This is a genomic window from Sphingopyxis sp., from assembly GCF_036402335.1.
GTDB lineage: Bacteria > Pseudomonadota > Alphaproteobacteria > Sphingomonadales > Sphingomonadaceae > Sphingopyxis.
Window position 1 is genome coordinate 1 of the sequence record NZ_DASWTD010000348.1, and the last position, 22,920, is coordinate 22,920.

28 protein-coding genes are annotated in these 22,920 nt (G+C 64.9%); 17 read left to right on the plus strand and 11 right to left on the minus strand.

Annotated features, from left to right (window positions below):
* The coding region (locus tag VGD20_RS10735) for a GNAT family N-acetyltransferase (RefSeq protein ID WP_414714565.1) at window positions 1-248 on the minus strand (248 nt) is incomplete at its 3' end.
* A 97-nt stretch (window positions 249-345) separates the two neighbouring features.
* Between VGD20_RS10735 and VGD20_RS10740 the strand changes: the two genes are divergently transcribed.
* Both VGD20_RS10740 and VGD20_RS10745 read left to right on the plus strand, forming a co-directional pair.
* On the plus strand, window positions 346-717 hold the full coding sequence (locus tag VGD20_RS10740; protein WP_331134438.1) for a dihydroneopterin aldolase: 372 nt from the start codon (window positions 346-348) through the stop codon (window positions 715-717).
* Entirely contained in the window at window positions 714-1,475 is a 762-nt protein-coding gene (locus tag VGD20_RS10745) for an SDR family oxidoreductase (RefSeq protein WP_331134439.1), read from the plus strand. The genes VGD20_RS10740 and VGD20_RS10745 overlap by 4 nt, the downstream gene beginning before the upstream one ends.
* Before the next feature lies 1 nt (window position 1,476).
* Here VGD20_RS10745 and VGD20_RS10750 read toward each other — a convergent pair whose 3' ends face one another.
* Entirely contained in the window at window positions 1,477-2,910 is a 1,434-nt protein-coding gene (locus tag VGD20_RS10750; protein WP_331134440.1) for an NAD-dependent succinate-semialdehyde dehydrogenase, read from the minus strand.
* 51 nt (window positions 2,911-2,961) lie between these two features.
* A complete protein-coding gene (locus VGD20_RS10755) occupies window positions 2,962-3,561 on the minus strand; it encodes a TIGR02466 family protein (protein WP_331134441.1) in 600 nt (199 codons plus the stop codon).
* A 46-nt stretch (window positions 3,562-3,607) separates the two neighbouring features.
* On the opposite strand from VGD20_RS10755, the gene VGD20_RS10760 reads away from it, so the two are divergent.
* The 3 genes from VGD20_RS10760 to VGD20_RS10770 are packed head-to-tail and all read left to right on the plus strand — an operon-like array spanning window position 3,608 to window position 5,744.
* On the plus strand, window positions 3,608-4,528 hold the full coding sequence (locus VGD20_RS10760; RefSeq protein ID WP_331134442.1) for an SMP-30/gluconolactonase/LRE family protein: 921 nt from the start codon (window positions 3,608-3,610) through the stop codon (window positions 4,526-4,528).
* A 27-nt stretch (window positions 4,529-4,555) separates the two neighbouring features.
* Window positions 4,556-5,017 (plus strand): heme-binding protein, encoded by a 462-nt coding sequence (locus VGD20_RS10765; RefSeq protein WP_331134443.1) that lies wholly within the window; start codon window positions 4,556-4,558, stop codon window positions 5,015-5,017.
* Window positions 5,018-5,054: 37 nt separating this feature from the next.
* On the plus strand, window positions 5,055-5,744 hold the full coding sequence (locus VGD20_RS10770) for a VIT family protein (protein ID WP_331134444.1): 690 nt from the start codon (window positions 5,055-5,057) through the stop codon (window positions 5,742-5,744).
* Here the strand turns inward: VGD20_RS10770 and VGD20_RS10775 are convergent.
* Entirely contained in the window at window positions 5,741-6,124 is a 384-nt protein-coding gene (locus VGD20_RS10775; protein WP_331134445.1) for a DUF488 domain-containing protein, read from the minus strand. The two genes, VGD20_RS10770 and VGD20_RS10775, sit on opposite strands and share 4 nt — an antisense overlap.
* A gap of 57 nt (window positions 6,125-6,181) precedes the next feature.
* Here VGD20_RS10775 and VGD20_RS10780 point away from each other — a divergent pair, with 57 nt between their 5' ends.
* Genes VGD20_RS10780 through VGD20_RS10790 form a run of 3 tightly spaced genes read left to right on the plus strand, consistent with a single transcriptional unit; the run spans window position 6,182 to window position 8,415 of the window.
* The gene (locus VGD20_RS10780) at window positions 6,182-7,288 is read left to right on the plus strand and encodes a DUF2855 family protein (protein ID WP_331134446.1); all 1,107 of its coding nucleotides are present in this window, start codon (window positions 6,182-6,184) and stop codon (window positions 7,286-7,288) included.
* A 46-nt stretch (window positions 7,289-7,334) separates the two neighbouring features.
* A complete protein-coding gene (locus VGD20_RS10785; RefSeq protein ID WP_331134447.1) occupies window positions 7,335-7,739 on the plus strand; it encodes a hypothetical protein in 405 nt (134 codons plus the stop codon).
* Between the two features lie 16 nt (window positions 7,740-7,755).
* Window positions 7,756-8,415 carry an HAD-IA family hydrolase gene (locus VGD20_RS10790; protein WP_331134448.1) on the plus strand — a complete coding sequence of 220 codons (660 nt, stop codon included), beginning with the start codon at window positions 7,756-7,758 and terminating at the stop codon, window positions 8,413-8,415.
* Window positions 8,416-8,658: 243 nt separating this feature from the next.
* Here the strand turns inward: VGD20_RS10790 and VGD20_RS10795 are convergent, their stop codons facing one another.
* Window positions 8,659-10,863 (minus strand): M3 family metallopeptidase, encoded by a 2,205-nt coding sequence (locus VGD20_RS10795; protein ID WP_331134449.1) that lies wholly within the window; start codon window positions 10,861-10,863, stop codon window positions 8,659-8,661.
* Between the two features lie 343 nt (window positions 10,864-11,206).
* Complete coding sequence (locus VGD20_RS10800; RefSeq protein WP_331134450.1) at window positions 11,207-12,076, minus strand: SMP-30/gluconolactonase/LRE family protein; 870 nt, start codon at window positions 12,074-12,076, stop codon at window positions 11,207-11,209.
* 232 nt (window positions 12,077-12,308) lie between these two features.
* On the opposite strand from VGD20_RS10800, the gene VGD20_RS10805 reads away from it, so the two are divergent.
* The 4 genes from VGD20_RS10805 (at window position 12,309) to VGD20_RS10820 (ending at window position 16,129) form a co-directional block, all read left to right on the plus strand.
* A complete protein-coding gene (locus tag VGD20_RS10805) occupies window positions 12,309-13,463 on the plus strand; it encodes an acyl-CoA dehydrogenase family protein (RefSeq protein WP_192648054.1) in 1,155 nt (384 codons plus the stop codon).
* Between the two features lie 157 nt (window positions 13,464-13,620).
* Window positions 13,621-14,790, plus strand: coding sequence for an acetyl-CoA C-acetyltransferase (locus VGD20_RS10810; RefSeq protein WP_331134451.1), 1,170 nt, complete (start codon window positions 13,621-13,623; stop codon window positions 14,788-14,790).
* Window positions 14,791-14,907: 117 nt separating this feature from the next.
* Window positions 14,908-15,690, plus strand: a complete 783-nt coding sequence (locus VGD20_RS10815) for an SDR family NAD(P)-dependent oxidoreductase (RefSeq protein ID WP_331134452.1) — start codon at window positions 14,908-14,910, stop codon at window positions 15,688-15,690.
* 1 nt (window position 15,691) lies between these two features.
* Complete coding sequence (locus tag VGD20_RS10820; RefSeq protein WP_331134453.1) at window positions 15,692-16,129, plus strand: acyl-CoA thioesterase; 438 nt, start codon at window positions 15,692-15,694, stop codon at window positions 16,127-16,129.
* Here VGD20_RS10820 and gmk read toward each other — a convergent pair.
* Window positions 16,126-16,788 (minus strand): guanylate kinase, encoded by a 663-nt coding sequence (gmk, locus tag VGD20_RS10825; RefSeq protein WP_331134454.1) that lies wholly within the window; start codon window positions 16,786-16,788, stop codon window positions 16,126-16,128. The two genes, VGD20_RS10820 and gmk, sit on opposite strands and share 4 nt — an antisense overlap.
* A 46-nt stretch (window positions 16,789-16,834) precedes the next feature.
* Here gmk and VGD20_RS10830 point away from each other — a divergent pair, with 46 nt between their 5' ends.
* A complete protein-coding gene (locus VGD20_RS10830; protein ID WP_331134455.1) occupies window positions 16,835-17,398 on the plus strand; it encodes a DUF2585 domain-containing protein in 564 nt (187 codons plus the stop codon).
* Here the strand turns inward: VGD20_RS10830 and VGD20_RS10835 are convergent.
* From VGD20_RS10835 to VGD20_RS10850, 4 genes are all read right to left on the minus strand, one after another.
* Window positions 17,395-17,763: a hypothetical protein gene (locus tag VGD20_RS10835; protein ID WP_331134456.1), complete on the minus strand. Its 369-nt coding sequence runs from the start codon at window positions 17,761-17,763 to the stop codon at window positions 17,395-17,397. The two genes, VGD20_RS10830 and VGD20_RS10835, sit on opposite strands and share 4 nt — an antisense overlap.
* A 39-nt stretch (window positions 17,764-17,802) precedes the next feature.
* On the minus strand, window positions 17,803-19,200 hold the full coding sequence (fumC, locus tag VGD20_RS10840) for a class II fumarate hydratase (protein ID WP_331134457.1): 1,398 nt from the start codon (window positions 19,198-19,200) through the stop codon (window positions 17,803-17,805).
* A complete protein-coding gene (locus VGD20_RS10845) occupies window positions 19,197-19,454 on the minus strand; it encodes a hypothetical protein (protein ID WP_331134458.1) in 258 nt (85 codons plus the stop codon). Before VGD20_RS10845 ends, fumC begins: the two co-directional genes overlap by 4 nt.
* A 61-nt stretch (window positions 19,455-19,515) precedes the next feature.
* Window positions 19,516-19,998: an SspB family protein gene (locus VGD20_RS10850; protein WP_331134459.1), complete on the minus strand. Its 483-nt coding sequence runs from the start codon at window positions 19,996-19,998 to the stop codon at window positions 19,516-19,518.
* An 86-nt stretch (window positions 19,999-20,084) separates the two neighbouring features.
* Here VGD20_RS10850 and hisB point away from each other — a divergent pair, with 86 nt between their 5' ends.
* The 4 genes from hisB to hisF are packed head-to-tail and all read left to right on the plus strand — an operon-like array spanning window position 20,085 to window position 22,785.
* Window positions 20,085-20,672 (plus strand): imidazoleglycerol-phosphate dehydratase HisB, encoded by a 588-nt coding sequence (gene hisB / locus VGD20_RS10855; RefSeq protein ID WP_331134460.1) that lies wholly within the window; start codon window positions 20,085-20,087, stop codon window positions 20,670-20,672.
* Between the two features lie 9 nt (window positions 20,673-20,681).
* Window positions 20,682-21,290 (plus strand): imidazole glycerol phosphate synthase subunit HisH, encoded by a 609-nt coding sequence (gene hisH, locus VGD20_RS10860; RefSeq protein WP_331134461.1) that lies wholly within the window; start codon window positions 20,682-20,684, stop codon window positions 21,288-21,290.
* A complete protein-coding gene (gene hisA, locus VGD20_RS10865; protein WP_331134462.1) occupies window positions 21,278-22,024 on the plus strand; it encodes a 1-(5-phosphoribosyl)-5-[(5-phosphoribosylamino)methylideneamino]imidazole-4-carboxamide isomerase in 747 nt (248 codons plus the stop codon). Before hisH ends, hisA begins: the two co-directional genes overlap by 13 nt.
* Window positions 22,021-22,785: an imidazole glycerol phosphate synthase subunit HisF gene (hisF, locus tag VGD20_RS10870; protein WP_331134463.1), complete on the plus strand. Its 765-nt coding sequence runs from the start codon at window positions 22,021-22,023 to the stop codon at window positions 22,783-22,785. Before hisA ends, hisF begins: the two co-directional genes overlap by 4 nt.
* Window positions 22,786-22,920 lie beyond the last annotated feature (135 nt).

Below are 22,920 nucleotides of genomic sequence, written 5' to 3' on the forward strand. Positions count from 1 at the left end.
TGGGCGTCGGGACGCACCGCGACCGGCCCGACCATCACGAGTGGCGTCGCATGTCCCTCTGCGCCGCGATGCGCGACGGGCCAACACTGGATCGTACCGATCAACATGCCATCCTCGACCGCTGCGAAGCTCAGCGCCGGCACCGCATCCACGCCCGCGCGGATGCGGTAGGCGGTTCGTCCAAAGCGATCCGATCCGAAAGCGGCGTCGAGGAGATCCTCGACCGCCTGCGGTTCGATATTCGACAATGGAAGTAACTCGACCAACGCGTACCCTTTCGCTAATGCGGCGGCGCTTTAGGGACCGGGGGGGCGCTTGCAAACCCCCGACGGACAGGAATTTCTTGTGACCGATACATTGTGGCTGGAAGTGAACGGGCTGACGGCCCAGGTGCTGACGGGCATCTATTCCGAAGAAACGCACCTGCCGCAGCCGCTGCGCATCTCGGTGCGTGCGAAACTGGCGATGGCCGATCATTATGATCCGGTGACGCCGCTCAGCCGCTCGAAAAACTATATGCACCTGAAATTCGCGGCGACCGAGGGCATTCCCAAGGATGTCCATTTCGTGCTGATCGAAAGCGTCGCCGACCATATCATCGACACCTTGTTCCTGCAGGACGACAAGGTCGAGGAGGTCGAGGTGAAGATCGTCAAGCTCGCGATCGCCGAGGAAGGCGAAGAAATCGGGATCACGATGCGGCGCGCGCGCAAATGACGCAGAAGCTCGCTCTGGTCACGGGCGGGCTCCACCGCGTCGGCGCCGCGATTTCGGCGCGGCTGGCACGCGAAGGCTATGCGCTGGCGATCCACAAGCGGAGCCCCGGTGAAGCCGATCCAGTGCTCGCCGAGGCACTTGCCGAGACGGGCGCGCGCAGCCATCGCTTTGCCGCCGATCTCGCCGATCCGGTCGCGGTCGACGCGCTGATCCCCGCGGTGATCGAAAAATTCGGCCGCGCGCCCGACCTGCTCGTCAATAATGCTGCGCTGTTTGCCGAGGGTGAATGGGCCGATCTGTCAGCCGTAGCGCTCGCCGAGATGATGCAGATCAATCATCACGCGCCGGTGATGCTAGCAAAGGCACTCGTCGCGCATAGCGAAGGCGCACGGCCCGCGATCGTCAACATCGTCGACCAGCGCGTCATCCATCCGGTCCCCGATCAGATCGCCTATAGCCTGTCTAAATCGGCTCTGTGGCAGGCGACCCAAACGCTGGCGGTCGCATTCGGCGACCGCGCGCGCGTTAATGCCGTGGCGCCCGGACTGACGATGGCAACCGACGATTATTCGGCGGCGCAGGTCGAACGGCTCGCGAAACTGATGCCGCTCGGCGCGCTACCGACGCCAGCGCAGGTCGCCGATGCCGTCGCGTGGCTGGCGCGGGCCGAGGCCGTCACCGGCCAGACGATCTTCGTTGATGGCGGCGCGCATCTCGCGCCGATGGATCGCGATTTCGTAGCGCTGGAGCGCGATTAGATCAGTAGATGTGCACCGCCTTGGTGACGAGATAGCCGTCAAGTCCCTCAGGCCCGCTTTCGCTGCCGAATCCCGATTCCTTGATCCCGCCGAACGGCGTGTCGAGCGCCGAGATGACGAAGCTGTTGACGCCGACCATCCCGCTTTCGATTCTGTCCACGATGCGATTGATGCGACGGCCATTCTCGGTAAAGGCGAAGGCCGCCAAACCATAAGGCAGCCGGTTCGCCTGTTCGAGCGCGTCATCCTCGGTGCCGAACGGGCGGATCAGCGCCATCGGGCCGAACGGTTCGTTGTTCATCGCATCGGCCTCGACCGGGACATCGGCAATTGCGGTCGGCTGGAAGAAATAGCCATCACCGGTCGCCTCGCCGCCTGCGATCACGCGCGCGCCCTTTGCCTTCGCATCGGCGACGAGTGCCTCCAGCGCGGGGATCCGGCGCGCGTTGGCGAGCGGGCCCATCTGCGTGTCGGCGTCGAGGCCGCTACCGATCTTCACTTTGGCGGTGCGTTCGGCAAAGCCCTTCACGAACGCATCGTAGATGCCCTGCTGGACATAGAAACGCGTCGGCGAGATGCAGACCTGCCCCGCGTTGCGGAATTTCTGCCACACGACCTTGTCGAGCGTCGCCTCAAGATCGCAATCGTCGAACACCAGCACCGGTGCATGGCCGCCGAGTTCCATCGTGATCCGCTTCACCCCGTCGGCGGCAAGTTTCATCAGATGCTTGCCGACCGCGGTCGAGCCCGTGAAGCTGACCTTGCGGATCACCGGACTCGCGAGCAGGTGGCGGCTGATCTGGTCGGGGTCGCCGTAGACGAGTTGGACGACGTCACCGGGGATACCGGCATCGGCGATGCAGCGCATGATCGCGCTGGTGCAGCCCGGCGTTTCCTCGGGCGCCTTCGCGATGACGACGCAGCCCGCGGCGAGCGCAGGGGCGATCTTCTTGACCATCAGATTGACCGGGAAGTTCCACGGGCTGAAACCCGCAACCGGCCCGACCGGATGCTTGGTGACCATCGCGCGCTGGCCGAGCGGGCGTTGCAGCACGCGGCCCTCGATGCGTTTGCCCTGTTCGGCGAAATAGTCGAACAGCCCCGCGGCTGAAAGCACCTCGCCGCGCGCCTCGCCAATCGGCTTGCCCTGTTCGAGCGTCAGCAGCGTCGCGATATGCTCGACGCGCTCGCGAATGATGCCCGCGGCCTTGTGCATTAGCGCTGCACGTTCATCGGGGGTCTTGGCGCGCCACACCGGCCAGCCGCGTTCGGCAGCCGCCAGCGCTTCGTCGAGGTCGGCGATGGTGGCGACAGGCAGCTCGGCGATGGCGCCCGCTGTCGCGGGATTATAGACCGGGCGCCCCTCCCGCCCCTCGCCGCTCCGCCACGCGCCGTTGATGAAGAGCTGGAGGTCGGCGTCGTAGGTCGCGGTCATGAGAGATAGTCCTTCAAAGCGAAACGGGGGATGGCGGCGATATAGGATCGCTCAGCGATAGTTAAAGCTGATGCTGATCCGCTCGCCCTTGCCCGAATGCGGCATCACTTCGTGGCGCAGCCAGCTCTCCCACAGGAAGACGCGGCCCGCCGCGGGTTCGGCATAGACGAAGGGCAAAAGACGCTCGGGCGCGTCGTCGGTTCGGCCGGGCGCGGCCATCAGCATCGCGAGGCGCGGGTCTTCGAGCTTGAGCGCGCCCGATCCCGGCGGGACGGCGACGTAGAAGGTACCCGACACGATGCTGTGCGGGTGGATATGGCCGCTGTGTGTGCCGCCGGGCTTCAATATATTGACCCACAGGCTGTCGAGCTTGAGCGGCTTGGCGAGGTCGAAGTGGCAGGCCTTGGCGAAGGCTTTGACCTCCTTGTCGAGCAGCTTCTTGAGGTCGTAAAAGGCGGGATCGCGCTCGGGCAGGTCGCCGAGGCTCGCATAGCTCGTATAGCCCTTATAGCCATGCTCGCGGCTCCACGCCTTCCCCGCACCATCCTCTTCGGCGAACAGATGGCAACTCTCCTCCAGCTCTTCGAGCAGGTCGGGCGTGCCGATGTCGGCCTCGTAAAAATTGGTGGCGAAGAGCGTGCGAACGGGCATGATGGCCGCAAAGCACAGCGAATAGCGAAGAGCAAGGGAGACGAGGATGGCCGAGTTTGAACTGATCGCCGACGGATTGCGCTTTCCCGAAGCACCGGTGGTGATGGACGACGGCAGCGTCATCGTCGTCGAGATCGAGGCGAAGCGGATCACGCGTTGCTGGCCCGGCGGCAAGAAGGAGGTCATCGCGACCCCCGGCGGCGGCCCCAACGGCCTTGCGATCGGCCCCGACGGCAAGCTCTATTGCTGCAACAACGGCGGCTTCAACTATGTCGAATCGAACGGCTATCTGGCGCCGCACGGCATCGCCGACGATTATTCGGGCGGGCGGATCGAGCGCATCGATATCGAGACCGGCGCGGTCGAGGTGCTGTACAAGAGCGGCGATCACGGGGTGACGCTGCGCGGCCCCAACGACATCATGTTCGATGCGCACGGCGGCTTCTGGTTCACCGATCACGGCAAGGTGGATTATGCGGCGCGCTGCCATGACATCGTCGGCATCTTTTACGCCAAGGCCGACGGCAGTTTCATCGAGGAAGCCATCTTCCCGAGCTATAACCCGAACGGCATCGGCATCTCGCCCGACGGCACCAAGCTCTACGCCGCCGAAACCTACACCTGCCGCCTGACGCAGTTCAACATCGTCGCCCCGGGCAAGGTCGACGACAGCGCAGGGCCCGGCGGCCCGGGAATCCCGCTCTATCGCCCCGCAGGCTATAAATTCTTCGACAGCCTCGCGATGGAGGCAAATGGCAATATCTGCGTCGCGACGATCGGCGAATGCGGCATTTCGGTCGTCGGCCCCGACGGACAGCTCGTCGAATTTGTCGCGACCGACGATATCTTCACCACCAACATCGCCTTCGGCGGGCCCGACCGGCAGGATGCCTATATCACCCTGTCGGGGACAGGCCGGCTCGTGAAGACGCGCTGGGCCAGACCGGGGCTGCAACTGCAGTACTGACCCCGCGCCTCTGCAAGGGAGGCGAGGATGAGATTGGTTTTGATGGCGCTGCTTATCGCGGCACCCGCAAACGCGCAGACACTGAACGCCGAACAGGCCGACGCGATCGTCAAGGGCTGCGCCGCACATGCGCGCGCCAAGGGACAGGGTCATGCGATTGCGGTCGTCGACCTTGGCGGGCATCCCGTCGCAATGTGGCGGATGGACGGCAATGCGTTCGGCATGATGGAATTTTCGCTTGAAAAGGCACGCGCGGTCGCCGCGTGGGGATTTCCGACGAGCGGGATGGAGGAAGCCGCCAAGGGCACGCCGGGCTTTGCCAGTGCGCCTCATGTCGTCACCGTGCCGGGCGGTGTGCCCATCTTCAGCGCCGATGGGCGGACGCGGCTTGGCGGGGTCGGCGCATCGGGCGAGGCACCGGCCGACGATGCCGCTTGCGCCGCCGCCGGGATCGCGGCAGCAGGGCTAAAGTCGGAGCGCGCCCGCTGAAGATCAGGGGCGCCTCCCGCAGCAGGGAGCGCCGCACATGCACGAAGAAACCCACGCCGTTACGCGGATCGGCTGGCTGCGCGCCGCGATCCTCGGCGCCAACGACGGGATCGTGTCGACCGCAAGCCTGATCGCGGGCGTTGCGGCGGCGGGCGTGTCGCAATCGTCGATCCTCGTCACCGGCACCGCAGGGCTGGTCGCAGGCGCGATGTCGATGGCGGCGGGCGAATATGTGTCGGTGAGCTCGCAAGGCGACGCCGAAAAGGCCGATGTCGAGCTGGAGAAACGCCATCTTGCCGCCGACCCCGAGTTCGAACTCGAGGAATTGACGCAAATCTACGAGCAGCGCGGGCTGACCCGTGCGCTTGCCGAGCAGGTCGCGGTACAGCTGACCGAACATGATGCGCTCGATACGCATCTGCGCGACGAACTGGGGATGACCGACGCGATGGCGGCGCGGCCGGTGCAGGCGGCGGCGGCTTCGGCGGCGAGTTTCGCCATCGGCGCGGCTCTGCCGCTCGCAACCGTGTTCGTCGATCAGGGCACATCGCTGCCGTGGACGGTGTCCGCAGCGTCGCTCATCTTCCTTGCGATCCTCGGCGGGCTCGGGGCCAAAGCGGGCAATGCCCCGATGCTGCGCCCGATCCTCCGCGTTACTTTCTGGGGCGCGATGGCGATGGCGGCAACGATCGCGATCGGATCGGTGCTGGGGACCACGGTCGGCTAGCGCCGCTCCAGCCATTCGCGGAGCGCGACGGCATTATTCCGTTTCTCGCTTTTCGCGGCATAAAGCAATGTTACCGGCCCTGATTGTGTTGCCGCATCGAGCGTGAACAGCGCCGCTTTGACCTCCTCGCCGCCGGCATCGAGCTCGGCGAAATAGTCGACGCGGAATTCGTCCCACGCCTCGTCCGAAGCGGCAGTCTCGCCGTGAAATCTTTTGCGAAGCCCGTCACTCGGCGACAGCGGCTTGAGCCAGGCGGCGAGCGCCGCCTTCTCCTTCGACACGCCGCGCGGCCACAACCGGTCAACGAGGAAGCGCGTGCCGTCGCCGGGACCGACCGGTTCGTGGATGCGTTTGACCGCGATTGTCAGGGGCGATGCCATCTGTATGACTATCGGTCATCCCGCAGCCGCGGGCAAGCCAATCGGAGGGGTCCGGACATGAGCGCAACGAGCTGGGTGATCGACATCGATCGCGGCGATATCACGCAAGCAGAATTGGTCGCCGACGTCGATACGCCGCTCGCGCCGGGACAGGTACGCGTACACCTCGACAGCTATGCGATGACCGCGAACAACATCACCTATGCGGTGTTCGGCAAGCCCGCCGGGCTGTTCGGCAACGATCAGGGCTATTGGGATTTCTTCGCCGAGCAGGGCGCGCCGGGCCGCCTGCCGGTGTGGGGTTTTGCGACGGTGACCGAAAGCGCCGCCGAGGGCGTCGCGGCGGGAGACCGCTTCTATGGCTATTACCCGATGGCAAGCGATGCCGTGCTGACGGTGGGCAAGGCGGGACCGGGCGGATTTACCGACGTCACGCCGCGCCGCACCACCCTGCCCCCAATCTACAATGCTTATCAGCGGGTTGAGGCGCTGGAGGGTTATCGCGCCGCCGACCATGATTATTGGCCGGTGTTCCGCCCGCTTTTCCTGACCGGCTGGCTGATCGCCGACCAGTTCGCGGATGAGGGCGATTATGGCGCCGACCAGATCCTGATCGCGAGCGCATCGAGCAAGACCGCGATCGGGCTTGGCTTTTCGCTGGCGCAGCACGACGGGCATCGTCCCGAGACGATCGGCCTCACCAGCAAGGCGAATGTCGCCGACCTCGATGCGCAGCGCATCTACGACCGCGTTATCGCTTATGACGATATTCTCACACTCAATCCCGGTGCCGCCTCGGCGCTTGTCGACATGGCGGGCAATGGCGCGGTGACGCGCGCGGTGCACAGCCACTTCGGGGGCAACCTCAAGGCCTCGATCATCGTCGGCAAGTCGCACTGGGACGCGGATGCCGGGCAGGCCGCGCTCCCCGGCCCCGAACGGCAGGGCTTCTTTGCGCCTGGCCGCAGCCAGAAGCGGATCGCCGACTGGGGCGGCGCGGCGTTCGGCCAAAAGATCGCCCAAGCGTGGCTCGCTTTCATGGACGTTGCGCCGCGGCTGACTTCGGTCGATAAACGCAGCGGCGGCGATGCGGCGCTCGCTGCCTATCGGGAGATGCTCTCGGGACAGGCGGACCCCAAGAAGGGGATCGTCGTCGTTCCATGAGGGTCGCATGAGCAGTCCCTTTCCCCGCCGTACGAAAGGATGCACGATGCTTCGTACCCTTGTTCTCGTTGCCGCGCTCACGCTCCTGCCTTCGGCAGGTACGGCGCTAGCCGAAACGCCTGAGGCGGGGCCCGCGCGCAAGGCCGACCTCGCCGACCGCGTCGCGGGCACCTATAAGGGCGATGTCATCTCCGACGCGCGCGGCTCGTCAAAGAACGGCGTGACGGTTACCGTCACGCGCACTGGCCCGAACAAGGTCGAGATCAAATCGAGCTATGCGCGGTTTCCTACGGTGACCATCCCGCTCGAAAAGGCAATGGACGCGATCCTTGCGGCGAGCGGCCCGTCGGTCTTCCTGCTCGACACGGTGCGTTCGCCCGACAAGCTCGACCTGACGATCGACGATGCAAGCTGGTCGGGCCATCGCGTCGCGACTCCCGCAACCGAATAGGATCTTGCTCTCCCATATGACTTACACCACCGTTATTTTCGACTTCGGCGGCGTCATCACGGCGTCGCCGTTCGAAGCCTTCAACCGGCTCGAGGAAGAGCGGGGATTGCCGCGCGATTTCGTCCGTCGCGTCAACGCCACCAACCCCGATGGCAATGCCTGGGCGAAGTTCGAACGCGCCGAGATCGATGCCGCAGCGTTCGACACGCTGTTCGCCGAGGAGGCACGCGCGCTTGGGTATGAGCTGGAAGGCGAAGCCGTGCTCGCCGTCATCGCGGGCGCGGTGCGTCCGGCGATGGTCGCGGCGCTCGACACGCTGAAGGAACGCGGCTTCACCATCGCCTGCATCACGAACAATGTCCCCGGCGGCAAAATGGGTGTTCTCGGCGCAGGGATGACGCGCAGCGAAGAGGCCGCAATCGAGGTCGCGGGCATCATGGCGCGCTTCGCGCATGTGATCGAATCGAGCAAGGCGGGGGTGCGCAAACCCGACCCGCGGATTTACGAGATGATGTGCGAGAAGCTGGGCGTGGAGCCCGGCGAATGCATCTATCTCGACGACCTCGGCATCAACTGCAAACCGGCGAGCCAGCTCGGCATGCACGCGATCAAGGTCACGAGCGGCGAACAGGCGCTTGCCGACCTGTCGGCGGCGCTGAAGCTGACGCTGCCCTGATGACCGGTTTTCAGTTGTCCTGAATGGCGGTTTCGGGGTGGATTTGAGACGTTCGTCATCCCGGGCTTGATCCGTGATCCCGCTTCTTATGACGCGAGAGCAGGTTTCGACTTCAAGCGGGGCCCCGGATCAAGTCCGGGGTGACGATGAGGGTGGAGGTCCGCACCGCCCAAAGCCGCCATCACCGAACATCCAAAACAAAGGGGGCGAAAACGCCCCCTTTGCCTCCCCGGTCTCCAGTATCTATTCGGTCGGAAAGCCGCGCTTCTTGAGCAGTGCCTTCACATCGGGATCGCGGCCGCGGAAGGCGCGATACGCGTCGGCGCGGTCGGTTTCGTTGCCCGTCATGAGCAGGATGGTGCGGAACTTGTCGGCGACAGTCCGGTCCCACGGGCCGCCGGCTTCGGTGAAGGCGGCCCAGGTGTCGGCGTCCATCGTTTCGGACCAGAGATAGCTGTAATAACCCGCCGAATAAGCGTCGCTGCTGAACAGGTGCCCGAATTGCGGCAGGCGGTGACGCATGACGATTTCCTTCGGCATGCCCATTTCGGCGAGCGTTTCGCGCTCGAACTTGTCGACGTCGGTCACCGGCACCTTGCGGTCGTGGATCTTCATGTCGACGATCGCGCTTGATAGATATTCGACCGTTTCGAAGCCCTGGTTGAACTTGTTCGACGCGAGGATCTTGTCGACCAGCGCCTGCGGGATCGGCGCGCCTGTCTTGTAGTGCGTCGCATATTTCGACAGCACCTCGGGCGTCATCAACCAGTTCTCGTTCACCTGGCTCGGGAACTCGACGAAATCGCGCGGCACGCCGCCGAGCGCCGGGTAATAGATATGCTGCAGCAGATAATGGATGCCGTGGCCGAATTCGTGGAACAAGGTCGTGGCATCATCGAGGCTGACGAGCGTCGGTTCACCCTTCGCGCCCTCGGTGAAATTATTGTTGTTCGACGCGAGGACGTTACGCTCGCCGCCGAGCGTCTGCTGGCTCCGATAGGTCGTCATCCACGCGCCCGAGCGTTTGCCGTCGCGCGCGAAATTGTCGAGATAGATCAGCCCGACATTCTCGTTGGTCTTGAGATTATAGACTTCGAAGGTTTTGACCTTGGGATCGAAGACCGGCACGGTGCCGGTGTTTTCACGGAAACCGAGATCGTAGAGCTGACCCGCCGACCAGAACATCGCCTGCGTCAGCTTGTCGAGCTGGAGGTACGGCTTCACTTCGCTTTCATCGAGGTCGTATTTCGCCTTGCGGACCTTTTCCGAATAGAAGCGATAGTCCCACGGCTCGATCGTGATCTTCGGTCCGTTGCCAGCCTTCGCTTCCTGGTCGGCGATCGCCTGCATGTCGGCGACCTCTTCCTTCACGCGCGCGACCGCGGCGGGCCAGACCTTCATCATCAGGCCCATCGCATTTTCGGGCGTCTTCGCCATCGTGTCGGCCATGCGATAGTTCGCATGCGTTGCGAAACCGAGCAGTTCGGCGCGTTGCTGGCGCAGCTTCAAGATTTCGGCGATCGTCGCGTTGGTGTCGTTGGCATTGCCATTGTCGCCGCGGCCGATGAAGGCCCTCCAGACCTTCTCGCGCAGCGCGCGGTTGGTCGCGCCCTGCAGCACCGGCTGCGCCGACGAGCGCGTGTTCTTGATCGCCCACTGGCCGGGCTTGCCATTCGCTTCGGCGGCCGAAGCAAGCGAGGCGACGAAACCGGGTTCGAGCCCGGCGAGTTCGGCCTTGTCGGTGACGAAAGTATAGAGTTTCTCGTCGCCGAGCAGCTTCGACGAGAAGCTGGAGAACAGGCCTTCGAGCTTCGCGTTCATGTCGACGAGTTTCGCCTTGTCGGCGGGCGACAGGTTCGCGCCGTCGCGCACCATCTCGTCATAGCTGCGCTCGACGATACGGATTTGCTGCGCGTTGAGGCCGCTGCTGTTCCGCTTGTCATACACCGCCTTGTAACGGGCAAAGAGCTTCGGTTCGAGGAACAGCTCGGTATAGAAGGTGGAGATTTTGGGGCTCCACTCGGCGTCGATCGCCTCGACGCGGTCGTTCGACTTGTTCGACGACTGGACGCCCCACAGCGCGAACAGCCGGTCGGCGGTGTCGCCCGCGAGCATCATCGGGACATGCGTGTTCTCGAAGGTCGGCGCTTCGGGATTATCGATTACCGCCTGCACCTGCGCCTTGGTCTCCGCCATCGCCTTGGCAAAGGCATCGGGGAACAGCTCGGGGCCCATCTTGTCCCACGGCGGCACCCCTTCGAAAGGTCCGGTCCACGGCGCGAGCATCGGGTTTTCGCCCGCGAGGGCAGTGGAGGACGGCCCGGAGGTGGGGGCGGCGGCGGTCGGTTCGGCGGCGGTTGCGGTCATCTGGCTATAACCCACCATCATCGCGGTGGATGCAAGCAGGATCGACAAATGGCGGGCAAAAGGCTGCGCGGTGCGCGACATCGATAAATCTCCCCGGGGAATGGTTTCGAATGAAATCTTTCCGAGCCTTAAACCGGGATGGCGAACCAGCGCAAGCGACGGTCGCCGCTCGCGTAACTTTATTCCAAAGGTCACGAAGGTCACGCTACGCCCCCCACCTCTTTGAGCCCCCTCCGGCGCCATGCCGGGGACATTTTGACAGGCGGGAACACAGATATGGGTCGCGCATGGCAGGAAGGCTATTCTCGCCCGATAATGTAGGACAGCAGTTTTTTGGGTTGGGCGTCTGTTTCGGGAACAGGAAGCGCATGTTTGAGCGGAGGGCCGACCTTCCTCCTGCAGGCGCGATGCGGGATAGGTCCGTTCAGCCCGCAAACATTGCCTGCGCCAGCCCCGGGACATCGGCGCGGAAGGTGAAGACGCCGCCGGCGTGCGGCTGCGCCTTGCGCTCTTCGTCGGTGAGGTTCTTGCCCGCGCTGGTGACGAAGGCGGTCCGGAGATCGGGCCCGCCGAACGCGATCATCGTCGGTCGCTGCACCGGCAGCTCGACCGTCTGGAGCAGTTCGCCCGCAGGCGAGAAGCGCACGACGCGCCAGCCGTCCCACAGCACCGACCAATAGCATCCGTCGACGTCGACCGCGGCGCCGTCGGGGCGGCCGTTGCCATGATCGAACTGGTGGAAGATGCGCCCGCTGCCCAGCGTGCCGGCGGCTGCGTCGATATCATAGGCGCGGATCGCGTGCGTCGGCGTGTCGGCGTGATAGAAAGTCCGTCCGTCGGGGCTGAACGCCGCGCCGTTGCTGGTGGTGATCCCGCCGAAGATTTCGGTCAGCAACCCGTCGGGGTCGAGCCTGTACAGCGCCGCCGTCGGTTTCGTCTTGTCGCTCGTCAGACTGCCGACCCACAGCCGGCCGGCGGCGTCGACGCGGCCGTCGTTGAAGCGCTGCTCGGGCTTGTCGGCGAGCACCGCGGGGCCGAAGGGGCGAGGCAGAGCGCCCCAGCTGTCGATCAGCGCGCAGCCGTTTTCGAGCGCTGCGACCAGCCCGCCACCCGCGCGCGGCGCGATGCAGCCGACCTGCTCGGCGAGGTCCATCGTCTCGTCAATGCGGCCCACGGGATCGGTGCGATGGATTTTGCGGCCCTCGATATCGACCCAATAGAGGCGGGCTTCGGCAGCATGCCAGAAGGGCGATTCGCCGAGGAGGGCGCCGGCGTCGAGAAGCAGTTGGACCATGGGACGGATCTTAGCGCGCGCCGCCGAAGCTGCCCAGCGGCTGCAAACCTATTCGTTGCACCGTGGCTCTCCGCGCGTTTGACGCATCTTTGCTGCCGTAGCGGCATTTCTAACTTGACGTGCACGTAAACGTAAGGTCAGGTGCGCCGCGAAGCCGACGCGAAAGCGCGCGGCGTTTTGGTGCGGCCGGCTCCCCTTCCGGTTCGGCCGCGCACCGGGAAAAGGAAAGTTCATGTCGCTCGATAACCTGTCGCGCTCCGCCTACTCCGAAGACCATGAGGCGTTCCGCGCTACGGTCCGCCAGTTCCTCGAAAAGGAAATCGCGCCGAACGCCGCGAAATGGGCCGAGGACGGCATCGTGCCCAAGGATATCTGGCCGAAGGCGGGTGAGCTCGGCATGCTGTGTCCGACGGTGCCCGAGGAATATGGCGGGCTCGGCCTCGATTTCGGCTACAACGCGATCGTCGACGAAGAGAGCGCCTATTACGGCCGCGCGACGACAGGCTTCTCGCTCCAGTCGGACATCGTCACCAGCTATATCGTCAAATATGGCAGCGAAGAGCAGAAGAAGCACTGGCTGCCCAAGATGGTCGCGGGCGAGGTGATCACCGCGATCGCGATGACCGAGCCGGGCACCGGCAGCGATCTTCAGGGCATGCGCACGACCGCGAAGAAGGATGGCAATCACTATGTCATCAACGGGTCGAAGACGTACATCACCAATGGCCAGAACGCCGACCTGATCCTCGTCTGTGTCAAGACCGATACCGAGGTGCAGCCGGCGTGGAAGGGTGTGTCGATCGTTCTCGTCGAGGCCGACCGCGAGGGCTATCAGCGCGGCCGCAACCTCGACAAGATCGGGCAGGACGAGGCCGATACGTCGGAAATGTTCTTCAACGACGTCCGCGTGCCGATCACCAACTGCCTTGGCGAAGAGGGACAGGGCTTCATCTATCTGATGAGCGAGTTGCCGCAGGAGCGGCTTTCGATCGCGGTGTCGGCGCAGGCGTCGGCGCAGCGCGCGTTCGACGATACGGTGGAATTCACCCGCGACCGCAAGGCGTTTGGCAAACCGGTTCTCGATTTCCAGAACACGCGCTTCGTGCTCGCCGATCTCAAGACCAAGTTGCAGGTCGGCTGGGCGCATCTCGACTGGGCGCTGTCGCGGCACCTGAAAAAGGAGCTGACCCCCGAGGAGGGCGCCGCGGCGAAGCTGTGGCACACCGAGCTGCAGTGGGAGGTCATGGACAAATGCCTCCAGCTTCACGGCGGCGCGGGCTATATGAACGAATATCCGATCGCCCGCGCCTGGCGCGCTGCGCGCGTGACGCGCATCTTCGGCGGCACGAACGAAATCATGAAGGAACTGATCGGGCGGAAACTTTAATTTCCCCGCCCGCAAGCGGGAGGGGCAGCGAGACTTGGGAGCTTGCTCCCTAGTCGCAGCGGGGTGGGCCACCTCACCCCCGGAAACTCGCTCCGCTCGCGCCCACCCCCAACCCCTCCCGCCTACGGGAGGGGAGTGAAGTGAAAGGAATTCTCGCATGGCTACTGCTTATATCGTCGACGCCGTCCGCACCGCGGGCGGCAAGCGCGGCGGCCGGCTTGCCGGTGTCCACCCCGTCGACCTTGGCGCCGCGGTGTTCGACGCGATCGCCGACCGCAATGATTTCGATACCAAGGCGATCGACGACGTCATCACCGGCTGCGTCAGCCAAGGCGGTCAGCAGACGATGGACGTCGGCCGCAACGCCGTGCTCGCCTCGAAGCTCCCCGACTCGATCCCCGCGGTCACCATCGACCGCCAGTGCGGATCGTCGCAGCAGGCGATTCAGTTCGCCGCGCAGGCGGTGATGTCGGGCACGCAGGACATCGTCCTCGCCAGCGGCATCGAAAGCATGACGCGCGTGCCGATGGGCAGCGTCGCGACCTTGTTCATGAAGGAAGGGCTCGGCCATTACAAATCCGAGCGGCTCGAGGAAAAATATCCCGGCATCATGTTCAGCCAGTTCATGGGCGCCGAGATGATCGTCAAGAAATACGGCCTGACCAAGGACGATCTCGACGCCTATGCGCTCGAAAGCCATCGTCGCGGCAAGGCCGCAACCGAAGCCGGCCATTTCCAGCGCGAGATCGTCGGGGTCGAGATCGACACCCCCGAAGGCCGCCAGACCCACCTCGTCGACGAAGGCATCCGCTTCGATGCGACGCTCGAAGGTATCGCCGGGGTCAAGATCCTGCAGGAAGGCGGCTCGATCACGGCTGCCACCAGCTCGCAAATCTGCGACGGCGCGTCCGCGGCACTTGTTGTCTCGGAACAGGCGCTCAAGGATCACGGCCTGACCCCGCGCGCACGCATCCACCATATCTCGGTGACCGCGGGCGACCCGATCATCATGCTCGAAGAACCGCTGTTCGCGACCGAACGCGCGCTCAAGAAGGCGGGCATGAAGATCGGCGATATCGACGCTTACGAGGTCAACGAGGCGTTCGCCCCCGTGCCGCTCGCGTGGCTGCAATATCTCGGCGGCGACCATGCCCGGCTCAACCAGCATGGCGGCGCGATCGCGCTCGGCCACCCGCTCGGCGCTTCGGGGACCAAGCTCATGGCGACCCTGCTTGGCGTGCTCGACGCGACCGGGGGCAAGTACGGCCTCCAGACGATGTGCGAAGGCGGTGGTCAGGCCAACGTCACGATCATCGAACGGCTTTGATATTCGCGTGCTCCTGCGGAAGCAGGAGCCCAGGGCGGGATCGTGCCAGCGTCGCGAGTTGACGCCCTGGGTTCCGGCTTTCGCCGGAACACATGCTTTTTTCTGAAAGGATCTAATATGAAACTCGATTCCACCGTATCCGCCGTCGTCACCGGCGGTGCCTCGGGCCTCGGCGCCGCCACCGCGCGCGCGCTCGCCGCCAAGGGCGTCAAGGTCGCGATCTTCGACCTGCAGGAAGAAAAGGGCCTCACGATTGCGGCCGAACTCGGCGGCATCTTCTGCGAATGCAATGTGACCGACGACGCCAGCGTCGACGCCGCCTTCGCCAAGGCGCGCGAAGCGCATGGTCAGGAACGCATCCTCGTCAACTGCGCGGGCACCGGTAACGCGATCAAGACCGCGAGCCGCAGCAAGGAAGACGGCAGCATCAAGCATTTCCCGCTCGATGCGTTCAACTGGATCATCCAGATCAACCTCGTCGGGACCTTCCGCTGCATCGCCAAGTCGGCGGCGGGCATGCTGACGCTCGACCCGATGGAAGACGGCGAGCGCGGTGCGATCGTCAACACGGCGTCGGTCGCGGCGGAAGACGGCCAGATCGGTCAGGCGGCCTATTCGGCGTCGAAGGGCGGCGTCGTCGGCATGACGCTCCCCATCGCGCGCGATCTCGGTAACGAGAATATCCGCGTCAACACGATCCTGCCGGGCATTTTCGATACCCCGCTGCTCGCCGGCGCGCCGCAGAATGTCCGCGATGCGCTCGGCGCATCGGTGCTCAACCCGAAGCGCCTCGGCAATCCGGTGGAATATGCCAATCTTGCCATGTGCATGATCGAGAATGGCTATTTCAACGGCGAGGACGTCCGCCTCGACGGCGGCATCCGCATGGCGCCGCGCTGATATGCCGAAACCGGAAAGCTGGCGGCTCGACGCCGCCAGCTACCCCGTCTGCATCGACCTGCAGACGCGGTTCCAGGACATGGATATCAACGGCCACCTCAACAATGTGGCCTTTGCCGCATTGTTCGAGAGCGGCCGCGTGCTGCTCAACCGGCAGGTGCGCCCGCTCGACGAACGCCCGACAAACGAGCGGACAATGGTCGCCGCGGTCGAGATCAATTATCTCGCCGAGGGCAATTTCCCCGATCCGGTGCAGATCGCGACCGGCATCGGCCGGCTCGGCACCTCGAGCTGGACGATCGTGCAGGCGATGTTCCAGAATGGCCGCGCGATTGCGACCTGCGACACCGTCGTCGTGTGCCGCACCGACGGACAGGCGAAACCGCTCCGCGCCGAGATGGTCGCCGAACTCGAAGCGAATCTGGTGACGCCGGTTTAGAGATTCTTGTCTGCGTCGGGGACCGAGCGGATCAGGTCGCGCGCGAAACCGATCAGGCCGATCTGGCGGCGGCGCTTCAGCCGTTCGGCGCGCAGGATCGCGCGAACCTCGTCGAAGCAGCCTTCGACATGGTCGTTGATCAGCACATAATCATAACCGTCCCAGTGGCTGATCTCGTTCGCGGCGCGTTCCATCCGCGCGGCGATCACCTCGTCGCTGTCGGTATTGCGCGAGCGCAGGCGGCGTTCGAGTTCCTCCATCGTCGGCGGCAGGACGAAGACGCGCACCACATCGGGGCCCGCCTCCTGATAGAGTTGCTGCGCCCCCTGCCAGTCGATGTCGAAGAGGACGTCCTTGCCCGCGGCGAGCATCGCCTCGACCGGCGCGCGCGGCGTACCGTAGCGGTGGCCAAAGACATGCGCCCATTCGAGAAACTCGCCGTCGGCAGCCATCTTCTTGAAGGTTTCGGTGTCGACGAAATGATAATGCACGCCGTCGATTTCGCCCGGACGCGGCGGACGCGTCGTCGCGGAGATCGAGAGCGCGATATCCTTGTCGGCCTCGAGCATCATGCGCGAGATGGTGGTCTTGCCGGCGCCCGAAGGCGAGGAGAGGACGAACAACACGCCGCGGCGGTTCAGATGGACGCTTTCAGCCATGGGCGCTATTCGCCTGACGAGGGGCAGCGGTCAAGGGGTGGCGCGGATGGCAGGAATTTCACGAACCGGATGGCTGGTCGCAGCAGGACTGGTCGCGCTGCTCGCCGCGATCCTCATCGGCATGGGCCGCCCGCCGATCTGCCCGTGCGGCACGGTCAGCCTGTGGCACGGCACCGTCCAGTCGAACCAGAACAGCCAGCAGATTTCGGACTGGTACAGCTTCAGCCATGTCATCCACGGCTTCATCTTTTACGGCGTGCTGCGCTGGATCCTGCCGAACCGGCCGCTCTGGGTGCCGCTCGCGATTGCAATCGGGGTCGAGGGCGCATGGGAAATCCTCGAAAATTCGCCGATCATCATCGACCGCTATCGCGAGGTGACGATGGCGTTCGGCTATTCGGGCGATTCGGTGATCAATTCGGTGAGCGACACCTTGTTCATGGTGCTGGGCTTTATCGCTGCGAGCAAGCTGCGCTGGTGGGTGACGGTGGCGCTCGCGATCGTCTTCGAACTTTTCACACTCTGGACGATCCGCGACAATCTGACGCTCAACGTCCTCATGCTCGTCTCGCCCGTCGAGGCGATCAGGGAGTGGCAGGCGGGCGCTTAGTGGATCGCGGCGCTGCGCCCGTTTTCGTCCACCGGAATCGCGGGCGGCAGTGCGTCGCCGATGGTCTGCCCGTCGGTCGGCACTTTCGCGGTTCCGGCATAAGGGTCGACCACGCCCGCATTCGCCAGTTCGGGGTCCAGCGCGTGCGCCTCTTCGGCTGCCTTGCGCGCTTCGGACCGTTCGGCCCATTTCTTGGTGAGATAGCCCGCCGCGACGGTGGCCGCGAGAACCGCGTAACGCTGCGGGAAGAGGCGCCTTGCCGCGAACAGCGTGCCCGCGCCGATCACCGCACCGGCGACGGGATGATTACCCTTGGTGCGACCAATGGCGCTCCCGAGAACGCCGCCGACGATACGACCGATCATCTTCATCTCTCCTTCCCCTCATCAATCCCCGGAGACGGCTTAGGGTTCCGGCCCCAGCATCGTGCGCGGATCAACCACCCGGTCGAAGGTCGCGGCATCGACATAGCCAAGATCGAGCGCCGCTTCCTTTAGCGTGGTGCCGGTCTCGTGCGCGTGCTTCGCGATCTTGGCGGCCTTGTCATAGCCGATTTCGGGGGCGAGCGCGGTGACGAGCATCAGCGAGCGGTTCATCAAATCGTCGATGCGCGCGCGGTTGGGCTCGATCCCGACCACGCAATGTTCGGCGAAGCCCGTCATTCCGATGCTGAGCAGTTCGATCGAGCGCAGTACGTTCGACCCGATCAGCGGCTTGAACACATTGAGTTCGAGATGGCCCTGAAGGCCCCCGACGGTCACCGCCTGATGATTGCCGATCACTTGGGCGGCGACCATCGTCAGCATCTCGCACTGGGTCGGGTTGACCTTGCCCGGCATGATCGAGCTGCCGGGCTCGTTCGCGGGCAGGTCGAGTTCGCCGAGCCCCGCGCGCGGGCCCGAGCCGAGCAGGCGGATGTCGTTCGCGATCTTGGTCAGCGCGACGGCGAGCGTGTTCAAGGCGCCCGAGAAGAAGATGAGCCCATCGTTCGACGCGAGCGCCTCGAACTTGTTCGGCGCAGGCTCGAAGACGAGCCCCGTGCTCGTCGAAAGCTCTTTCGCGACCGCAACGTCGAAGCCTGCAGGCGCGTTGAGCCCGGTGCCGACCGCGGTGCCGCCCTGCGCGAGCTTGCAGATATTGTCCGCCAGCGCGCTCTCGATCCGCGCGCGGCAGGCGACAAGCTGCTGGACATAGCCCGAAAATTCCTGCCCGAGCGTCAGCGGGGTTGCGTCCTGCAAGTGGGTGCGGCCGATCTTGACGATATCGCCCCACGCCCGTGCCTTGGCTTCGAGCGCATCCGTGAGAGTGATCAGCGATGGCAACAGCCGCGCGCTCGTCTCGACCGCGACCGCGACATGCAGCGCGGTCGGAAAGCTGTCGTTCGACGACTGGCCCATGTTGACATGGTCGTTCGGGTGGACCGGCGATTTGCCGCCGCGCGTCCCCGCGAGCTTCTCGTTGGCAATTCCTGCAATCACCTCATTGGCGTTCATGTTCGACTGGGTGCCGCTGCCCGTCTGCCAGATTGCGAGCGGGAACTGGTCGTCGTAGCCGCCCGATACGACCGCCTCAGCCGCTTCGGCAATGGCGTCCGCAAGGCCCGCCTCGAGCCCGTGCACGCGATTCACCCGCGCCGCCGCGCCCTTGATCCGCGCGAGCGCGTGGACGATCGGCAACGGCATGCGTTCGTGCGGCGGGAAAGCGAAATTGTGGCGGCTACGTTCGGTCTGCGCGCCCCAATAGGCGTCGGCGGAAACCTCGATATTGCCGATACTGTCGCTCTCGGTCCGCGTCGTGCTCATCCAATCAACATCCTTGTCACCAGAACCGAGCCCGCCCAGATCATCGCGACGAGGCCCAGCATCTGCCAATATCCACCTTCGCCGACCCGGCGGCGCAGCCATGCGGCGAAGAGCCAGGCGAGGACAAGCGCCGGAGTCAGGATCAGGACGCTGAAACGCAACAGTCCATCGGCGATCTGTCCGCGCGGGATATTGCCTTGCGCCAGCGCATAGCCCTCGACCCCCCACCAGAAAGCGGCAGTGAGCACGACCATGCCCGCGAGGGCCCAATATTGCCAAAAACGGCTGGGAGGCCAAGCGGGGCCGCCCATCGCGTCAGCGCTTCTTGCCGAAATCCACCGTCACGACATTCGATCCGTCCTCCGTCGTGACCTCGGGACGATCATTGTCGGCTTCGTCATGCGGTTCAGGCTGGGCTTCTTCATCGTCGCTGACCTGGAACTGGAGGCCGAAATCGACCGACGGATCGACGAAAGCGGTGATCGACGCATAGGGAATCGTCAGGATCGATGGCGTCTGGTTGAACGACAGGCCGACGCTGAAATGATCGTCCTCGACCTTCAGGTCCCAGAAACGGTTCTGCAGCACGATCGTCATTTCGTCGGGGAATTTGGCGATCAGATGCGCCGGAATGTCGACGCCGGGCGCCTGCGTCTTGAACGTGATATAGAAATGATGTTCGCCGGGCAGGCTGTCGTAACCGACGATCTGGCTCAGCACGCGGCCGACCACGGCGCGCAGTGCGTCCTGCACGATTTCGTCATAGGGAATCAGGCTGTCGCGTACATCGTCACTCATGGGGCGACGGGATGAACGGCGCGCGCGCGGGGGTCAAGGGGGGAGAGTCGCCTTGCGCTGTGAAAAGTGGGTGCTATGGGGGCGCCATGCGAACCGCCACTGTCCAGCGCACGACCAAGGAAACGGATATCGCGATCACCGTCAATCTCGACGGAACGGGCGATTATTCGGTGTCCACCGGTATCGGTTTCCTCGACCATATGGTCGAGCAATTGTCGCGCCACTCGCTGATCGACACCGCGATGCAGGTGAAGGGCGACCTTCATATCGACCAGCATCACACGGTCGAGGATTCGGCGCTCGCGCTCGGCGAAGCGGTGGCGAAGGCGCTCGGCGACAAGCGCGGCATCGCGCGCTACGGCGAGGCGCATGCGCCGATGGACGAGACGCTGACGCGCTGCGTGCTCGACATTTCGGGGCGCCCGCACTGCGTCTATAAATCCTCCTTCTCGCAGCCGCGGCTCGGCGAGATGGACACCGAGATGTTCCCGCACTGGTTCCACAGTTTCGCGCAGGCGGCGGGGATCACGCTGCACATCGAAATGCTGTACGGCGAGAATAATCATCACATCGCCGAAAGCATGTACAAGGCGCTCGCGCGCGCGCTGCGCCAGGCGGTCGAGATCGACCCGCGCAAGGGCGACGCGATCCCCAGCACGAAGGGTGTGCTCTAGGAGCCGTCCATGAGCGTCGTTGCCCTGATCGACTATGGCGCGGGCAATCTTCGCTCGGTGCATAATGCGCTCGTCGCGGCGGGCGCGGCCGATGTCGCCGTTACCGCCGATCCCGATGTCGTCGTCAAGGCCGACCGCATTGTGCTGCCCGGTGTCGGGGCCTTTGCCGCCTGCATAAACGGCCTGTCCGCGATCGACGGACTGATCGCAGCGATGGAACAGCGTGTGCGCGGCGAAGGCGCTCCTTTTCTCGGCATTTGCGTCGGCATGCAATTGCTCGCTGACGCGGGCGAGGAACATGGACGCCACGCGGGGCTCGGCTGGATCGGCGGCACCGTGCGCGCGTTCGACCCGCAGCCGGGCCTACGCATCCCCCACATGGGCTGGAACGACGTCGCCCCCGTCTTCGCGCATCCGGTGATCGCCTCCGGCGAAGCCTATTATCTCCACGGCTATCATTTCGCCGACGCCGTCGATGTCGCGGCGACGAGCAGCCACGGCGCGACCTTCACCGCAGCGGTGGCGAAGGACAATATCGTCGGCGTTCAATATCACCCCGAAAAGAGCCAGGCCTATGGTCTCGCGACACTGGAGAGATTCCTCGCATGGCGCCCGTAGTTTCCGGCCTGACCATCTTCCCCGCGATCGACCTCAAGGCTGGTCAGGTGGTGCGGCTCGCCGAGGGCGATATGTCGCGCGCGACCGTCTATGGCGACGATCCGGCGGCGCAGGCGCGGCTGTTCGCCGATGCGGGAGCATCGCACCTGCATGTCGTCGATCTCGACGGCGCCTTCGCAGGCGCGAGCGTCAATGGCATGGCGGTCGAGAGCATCATCGCAGCCTTCCCGGGCAAGGTGCAGGTCGGCGGCGGCATTCGCGATCGCGCCGGGGTCGACCGCTGGCTCGCGCTGGGCGTCAGCCGCGTGATCATCGGCACCGCGGCGCTCAAGGATCCCGAGTTCGTTAGATCGGCTGCGCGCGACCTGCCCGGCCGTATCGTCGTCGGCGTCGATGCACGCGACGGCATGGTCGCGACCGAAGGCTGGGCCGACGTTTCCGACGTCCGCGTCCAGGACCTCGCGCGCCGCTTCGAAGATGCCGGCGTCGCGGCGCTGCTCTTCACCGACGTCGGCCGCGACGGGCTCCTCAAGGGCTGCAATGTCGAGGCGACGGTCGCGCTTGCGCAGGCGGTCGACATCCCGGTGATCGCCAGCGGCGGGGTCGCCGACATCGGCGACATCCACGCGCTCCGCCCGCATGTCGCCGACGGCATCGAGGGCGTGATCACGGGCCGCGCGCTCTACGACGGGCGGCTCGACCTCGCCGAAGCGATCGCGGTGGGACGCGAATGACCGTCCGCGTCCGCGTCATCCCCTGCCTCGACGTCGCCGACGGGCGCGTCGTCAAGGGCGTCAATTTCGTCGACCTGCGCGACGCGGGCGACCCGGTCGAGGCGGCGCGCGCCTATGATGCCGCGGGCGCCGACGAGCTCTGTTTCCTCGATATCAGCGCCAGCCATCAGGGCCGCGGCACCTTGCTCGACATGGTCAGCCGTACCGCCGAAGTCTGCTTCATGCCACTCACCGTCGGCGGCGGGGTGCGCAGCGCCGACGATGCGCGCGCGCTGCTGCTCGCGGGTGCCGACAAGGTCGCGGTGAACAGCGCCGCGGTCGCGCGCGCCGAGTTGGTCGCCGATATCGCCGACCGCTTCGGCAGCCAGTGCGCGGTCGGCAGCATCGACGCGCGCCGCGTTGCGGATGGCCGGTGGGAAATCTTCACCCACGGCGGCCGCAAGCCGACCGGGATAGATGCGATCGAGCACGCAGTGCGCCTCGCCGAACTCGGCGCGGGCGAATTGCTCGTCACCAGCATGGACCGCGATGGCACCAAGGACGGCTATGACCTGGCGCTGACCCGCGCGATCGCCGATGCGGTCAGCGTTCCGGTCATCGCCTCGGGCGGCGTCGGCAACCTCGACCATCTGGTCGCCGGCGTGATCGAGGGCGGTGCAAGCGCGGTGCTCGCAGCCAGTATCTTCCACTTCGGCGAGGCCACCGTCGCCGAGGCGCATGCGCGACTTGCCGAAGCCGGATTGCCCGTCCGCGCGCATTAAATCCGCGTGCGGGGTGGTCATGCGCGGAGGGGGCTGCAATAGAAGCTCCATGACCTCCAAACTCCGCCTCGCCGACCGCACCAACGACATCTTCCCCATTCTGGGTTTCGTCGCGGCGCTCGCCAGCTTCGCCAT

Bases quoted from the DNA above. Each gene is read 5' to 3' on its own strand.
- VGD20_RS10745 (WP_331134439.1), top strand. From the start codon at position 714: ATGACGCAGAAGCTCGCTCTGGTCACGGGCGGGCTCCACCGCGTCGGC.
- VGD20_RS10750 (WP_331134440.1), bottom strand. From the start codon at position 2,910: ATGACCGCGACCTACGACGCCGACCTCCAGCTCTTCATCAACGGCGCG.
- VGD20_RS10755 (WP_331134441.1), bottom strand. From the start codon at position 3,561: ATGCCCGTTCGCACGCTCTTCGCCACCAATTTTTACGAGGCCGACATC.
- VGD20_RS10760 (WP_331134442.1), top strand. From the start codon at position 3,608: ATGGCCGAGTTTGAACTGATCGCCGACGGATTGCGCTTTCCCGAAGCA.
- VGD20_RS10765 (WP_331134443.1), top strand. From the start codon at position 4,556: ATGAGATTGGTTTTGATGGCGCTGCTTATCGCGGCACCCGCAAACGCG.
- VGD20_RS10770 (WP_331134444.1), top strand. From the start codon at position 5,055: ATGCACGAAGAAACCCACGCCGTTACGCGGATCGGCTGGCTGCGCGCC.
- VGD20_RS10775 (WP_331134445.1), bottom strand. From the start codon at position 6,124: ATGGCATCGCCCCTGACAATCGCGGTCAAACGCATCCACGAACCGGTC.
- VGD20_RS10780 (WP_331134446.1), top strand. From the start codon at position 6,182: ATGAGCGCAACGAGCTGGGTGATCGACATCGATCGCGGCGATATCACG.
- VGD20_RS10785 (WP_331134447.1), top strand. From the start codon at position 7,335: ATGCTTCGTACCCTTGTTCTCGTTGCCGCGCTCACGCTCCTGCCTTCG.
- VGD20_RS10790 (WP_331134448.1), top strand. From the start codon at position 7,756: ATGACTTACACCACCGTTATTTTCGACTTCGGCGGCGTCATCACGGCG.
- VGD20_RS10795 (WP_331134449.1), bottom strand. From the start codon at position 10,863: ATGTCGCGCACCGCGCAGCCTTTTGCCCGCCATTTGTCGATCCTGCTT.
- VGD20_RS10800 (WP_331134450.1), bottom strand. From the start codon at position 12,076: ATGGTCCAACTGCTTCTCGACGCCGGCGCCCTCCTCGGCGAATCGCCC.
- VGD20_RS10805 (WP_192648054.1), top strand. From the start codon at position 12,309: ATGTCGCTCGATAACCTGTCGCGCTCCGCCTACTCCGAAGACCATGAG.
- VGD20_RS10810 (WP_331134451.1), top strand. From the start codon at position 13,621: ATGGCTACTGCTTATATCGTCGACGCCGTCCGCACCGCGGGCGGCAAG.
- VGD20_RS10815 (WP_331134452.1), top strand. From the start codon at position 14,908: ATGAAACTCGATTCCACCGTATCCGCCGTCGTCACCGGCGGTGCCTCG.
- VGD20_RS10820 (WP_331134453.1), top strand. From the start codon at position 15,692: ATGCCGAAACCGGAAAGCTGGCGGCTCGACGCCGCCAGCTACCCCGTC.
- gmk (WP_331134454.1), bottom strand. From the start codon at position 16,788: ATGGCTGAAAGCGTCCATCTGAACCGCCGCGGCGTGTTGTTCGTCCTC.
- VGD20_RS10830 (WP_331134455.1), top strand. From the start codon at position 16,835: ATGGCAGGAATTTCACGAACCGGATGGCTGGTCGCAGCAGGACTGGTC.
- VGD20_RS10835 (WP_331134456.1), bottom strand. From the start codon at position 17,763: ATGATCGGTCGTATCGTCGGCGGCGTTCTCGGGAGCGCCATTGGTCGC.
- fumC (WP_331134457.1), bottom strand. From the start codon at position 19,200: ATGAGCACGACGCGGACCGAGAGCGACAGTATCGGCAATATCGAGGTT.
- VGD20_RS10845 (WP_331134458.1), bottom strand. From the start codon at position 19,454: ATGGTCGTGCTCACTGCCGCTTTCTGGTGGGGGGTCGAGGGCTATGCG.
- VGD20_RS10850 (WP_331134459.1), bottom strand. From the start codon at position 19,998: ATGAGTGACGATGTACGCGACAGCCTGATTCCCTATGACGAAATCGTG.
- hisB (WP_331134460.1), top strand. From the start codon at position 20,085: ATGCGAACCGCCACTGTCCAGCGCACGACCAAGGAAACGGATATCGCG.
- hisH (WP_331134461.1), top strand. From the start codon at position 20,682: ATGAGCGTCGTTGCCCTGATCGACTATGGCGCGGGCAATCTTCGCTCG.
- hisA (WP_331134462.1), top strand. From the start codon at position 21,278: ATGGCGCCCGTAGTTTCCGGCCTGACCATCTTCCCCGCGATCGACCTC.
- hisF (WP_331134463.1), top strand. From the start codon at position 22,021: ATGACCGTCCGCGTCCGCGTCATCCCCTGCCTCGACGTCGCCGACGGG.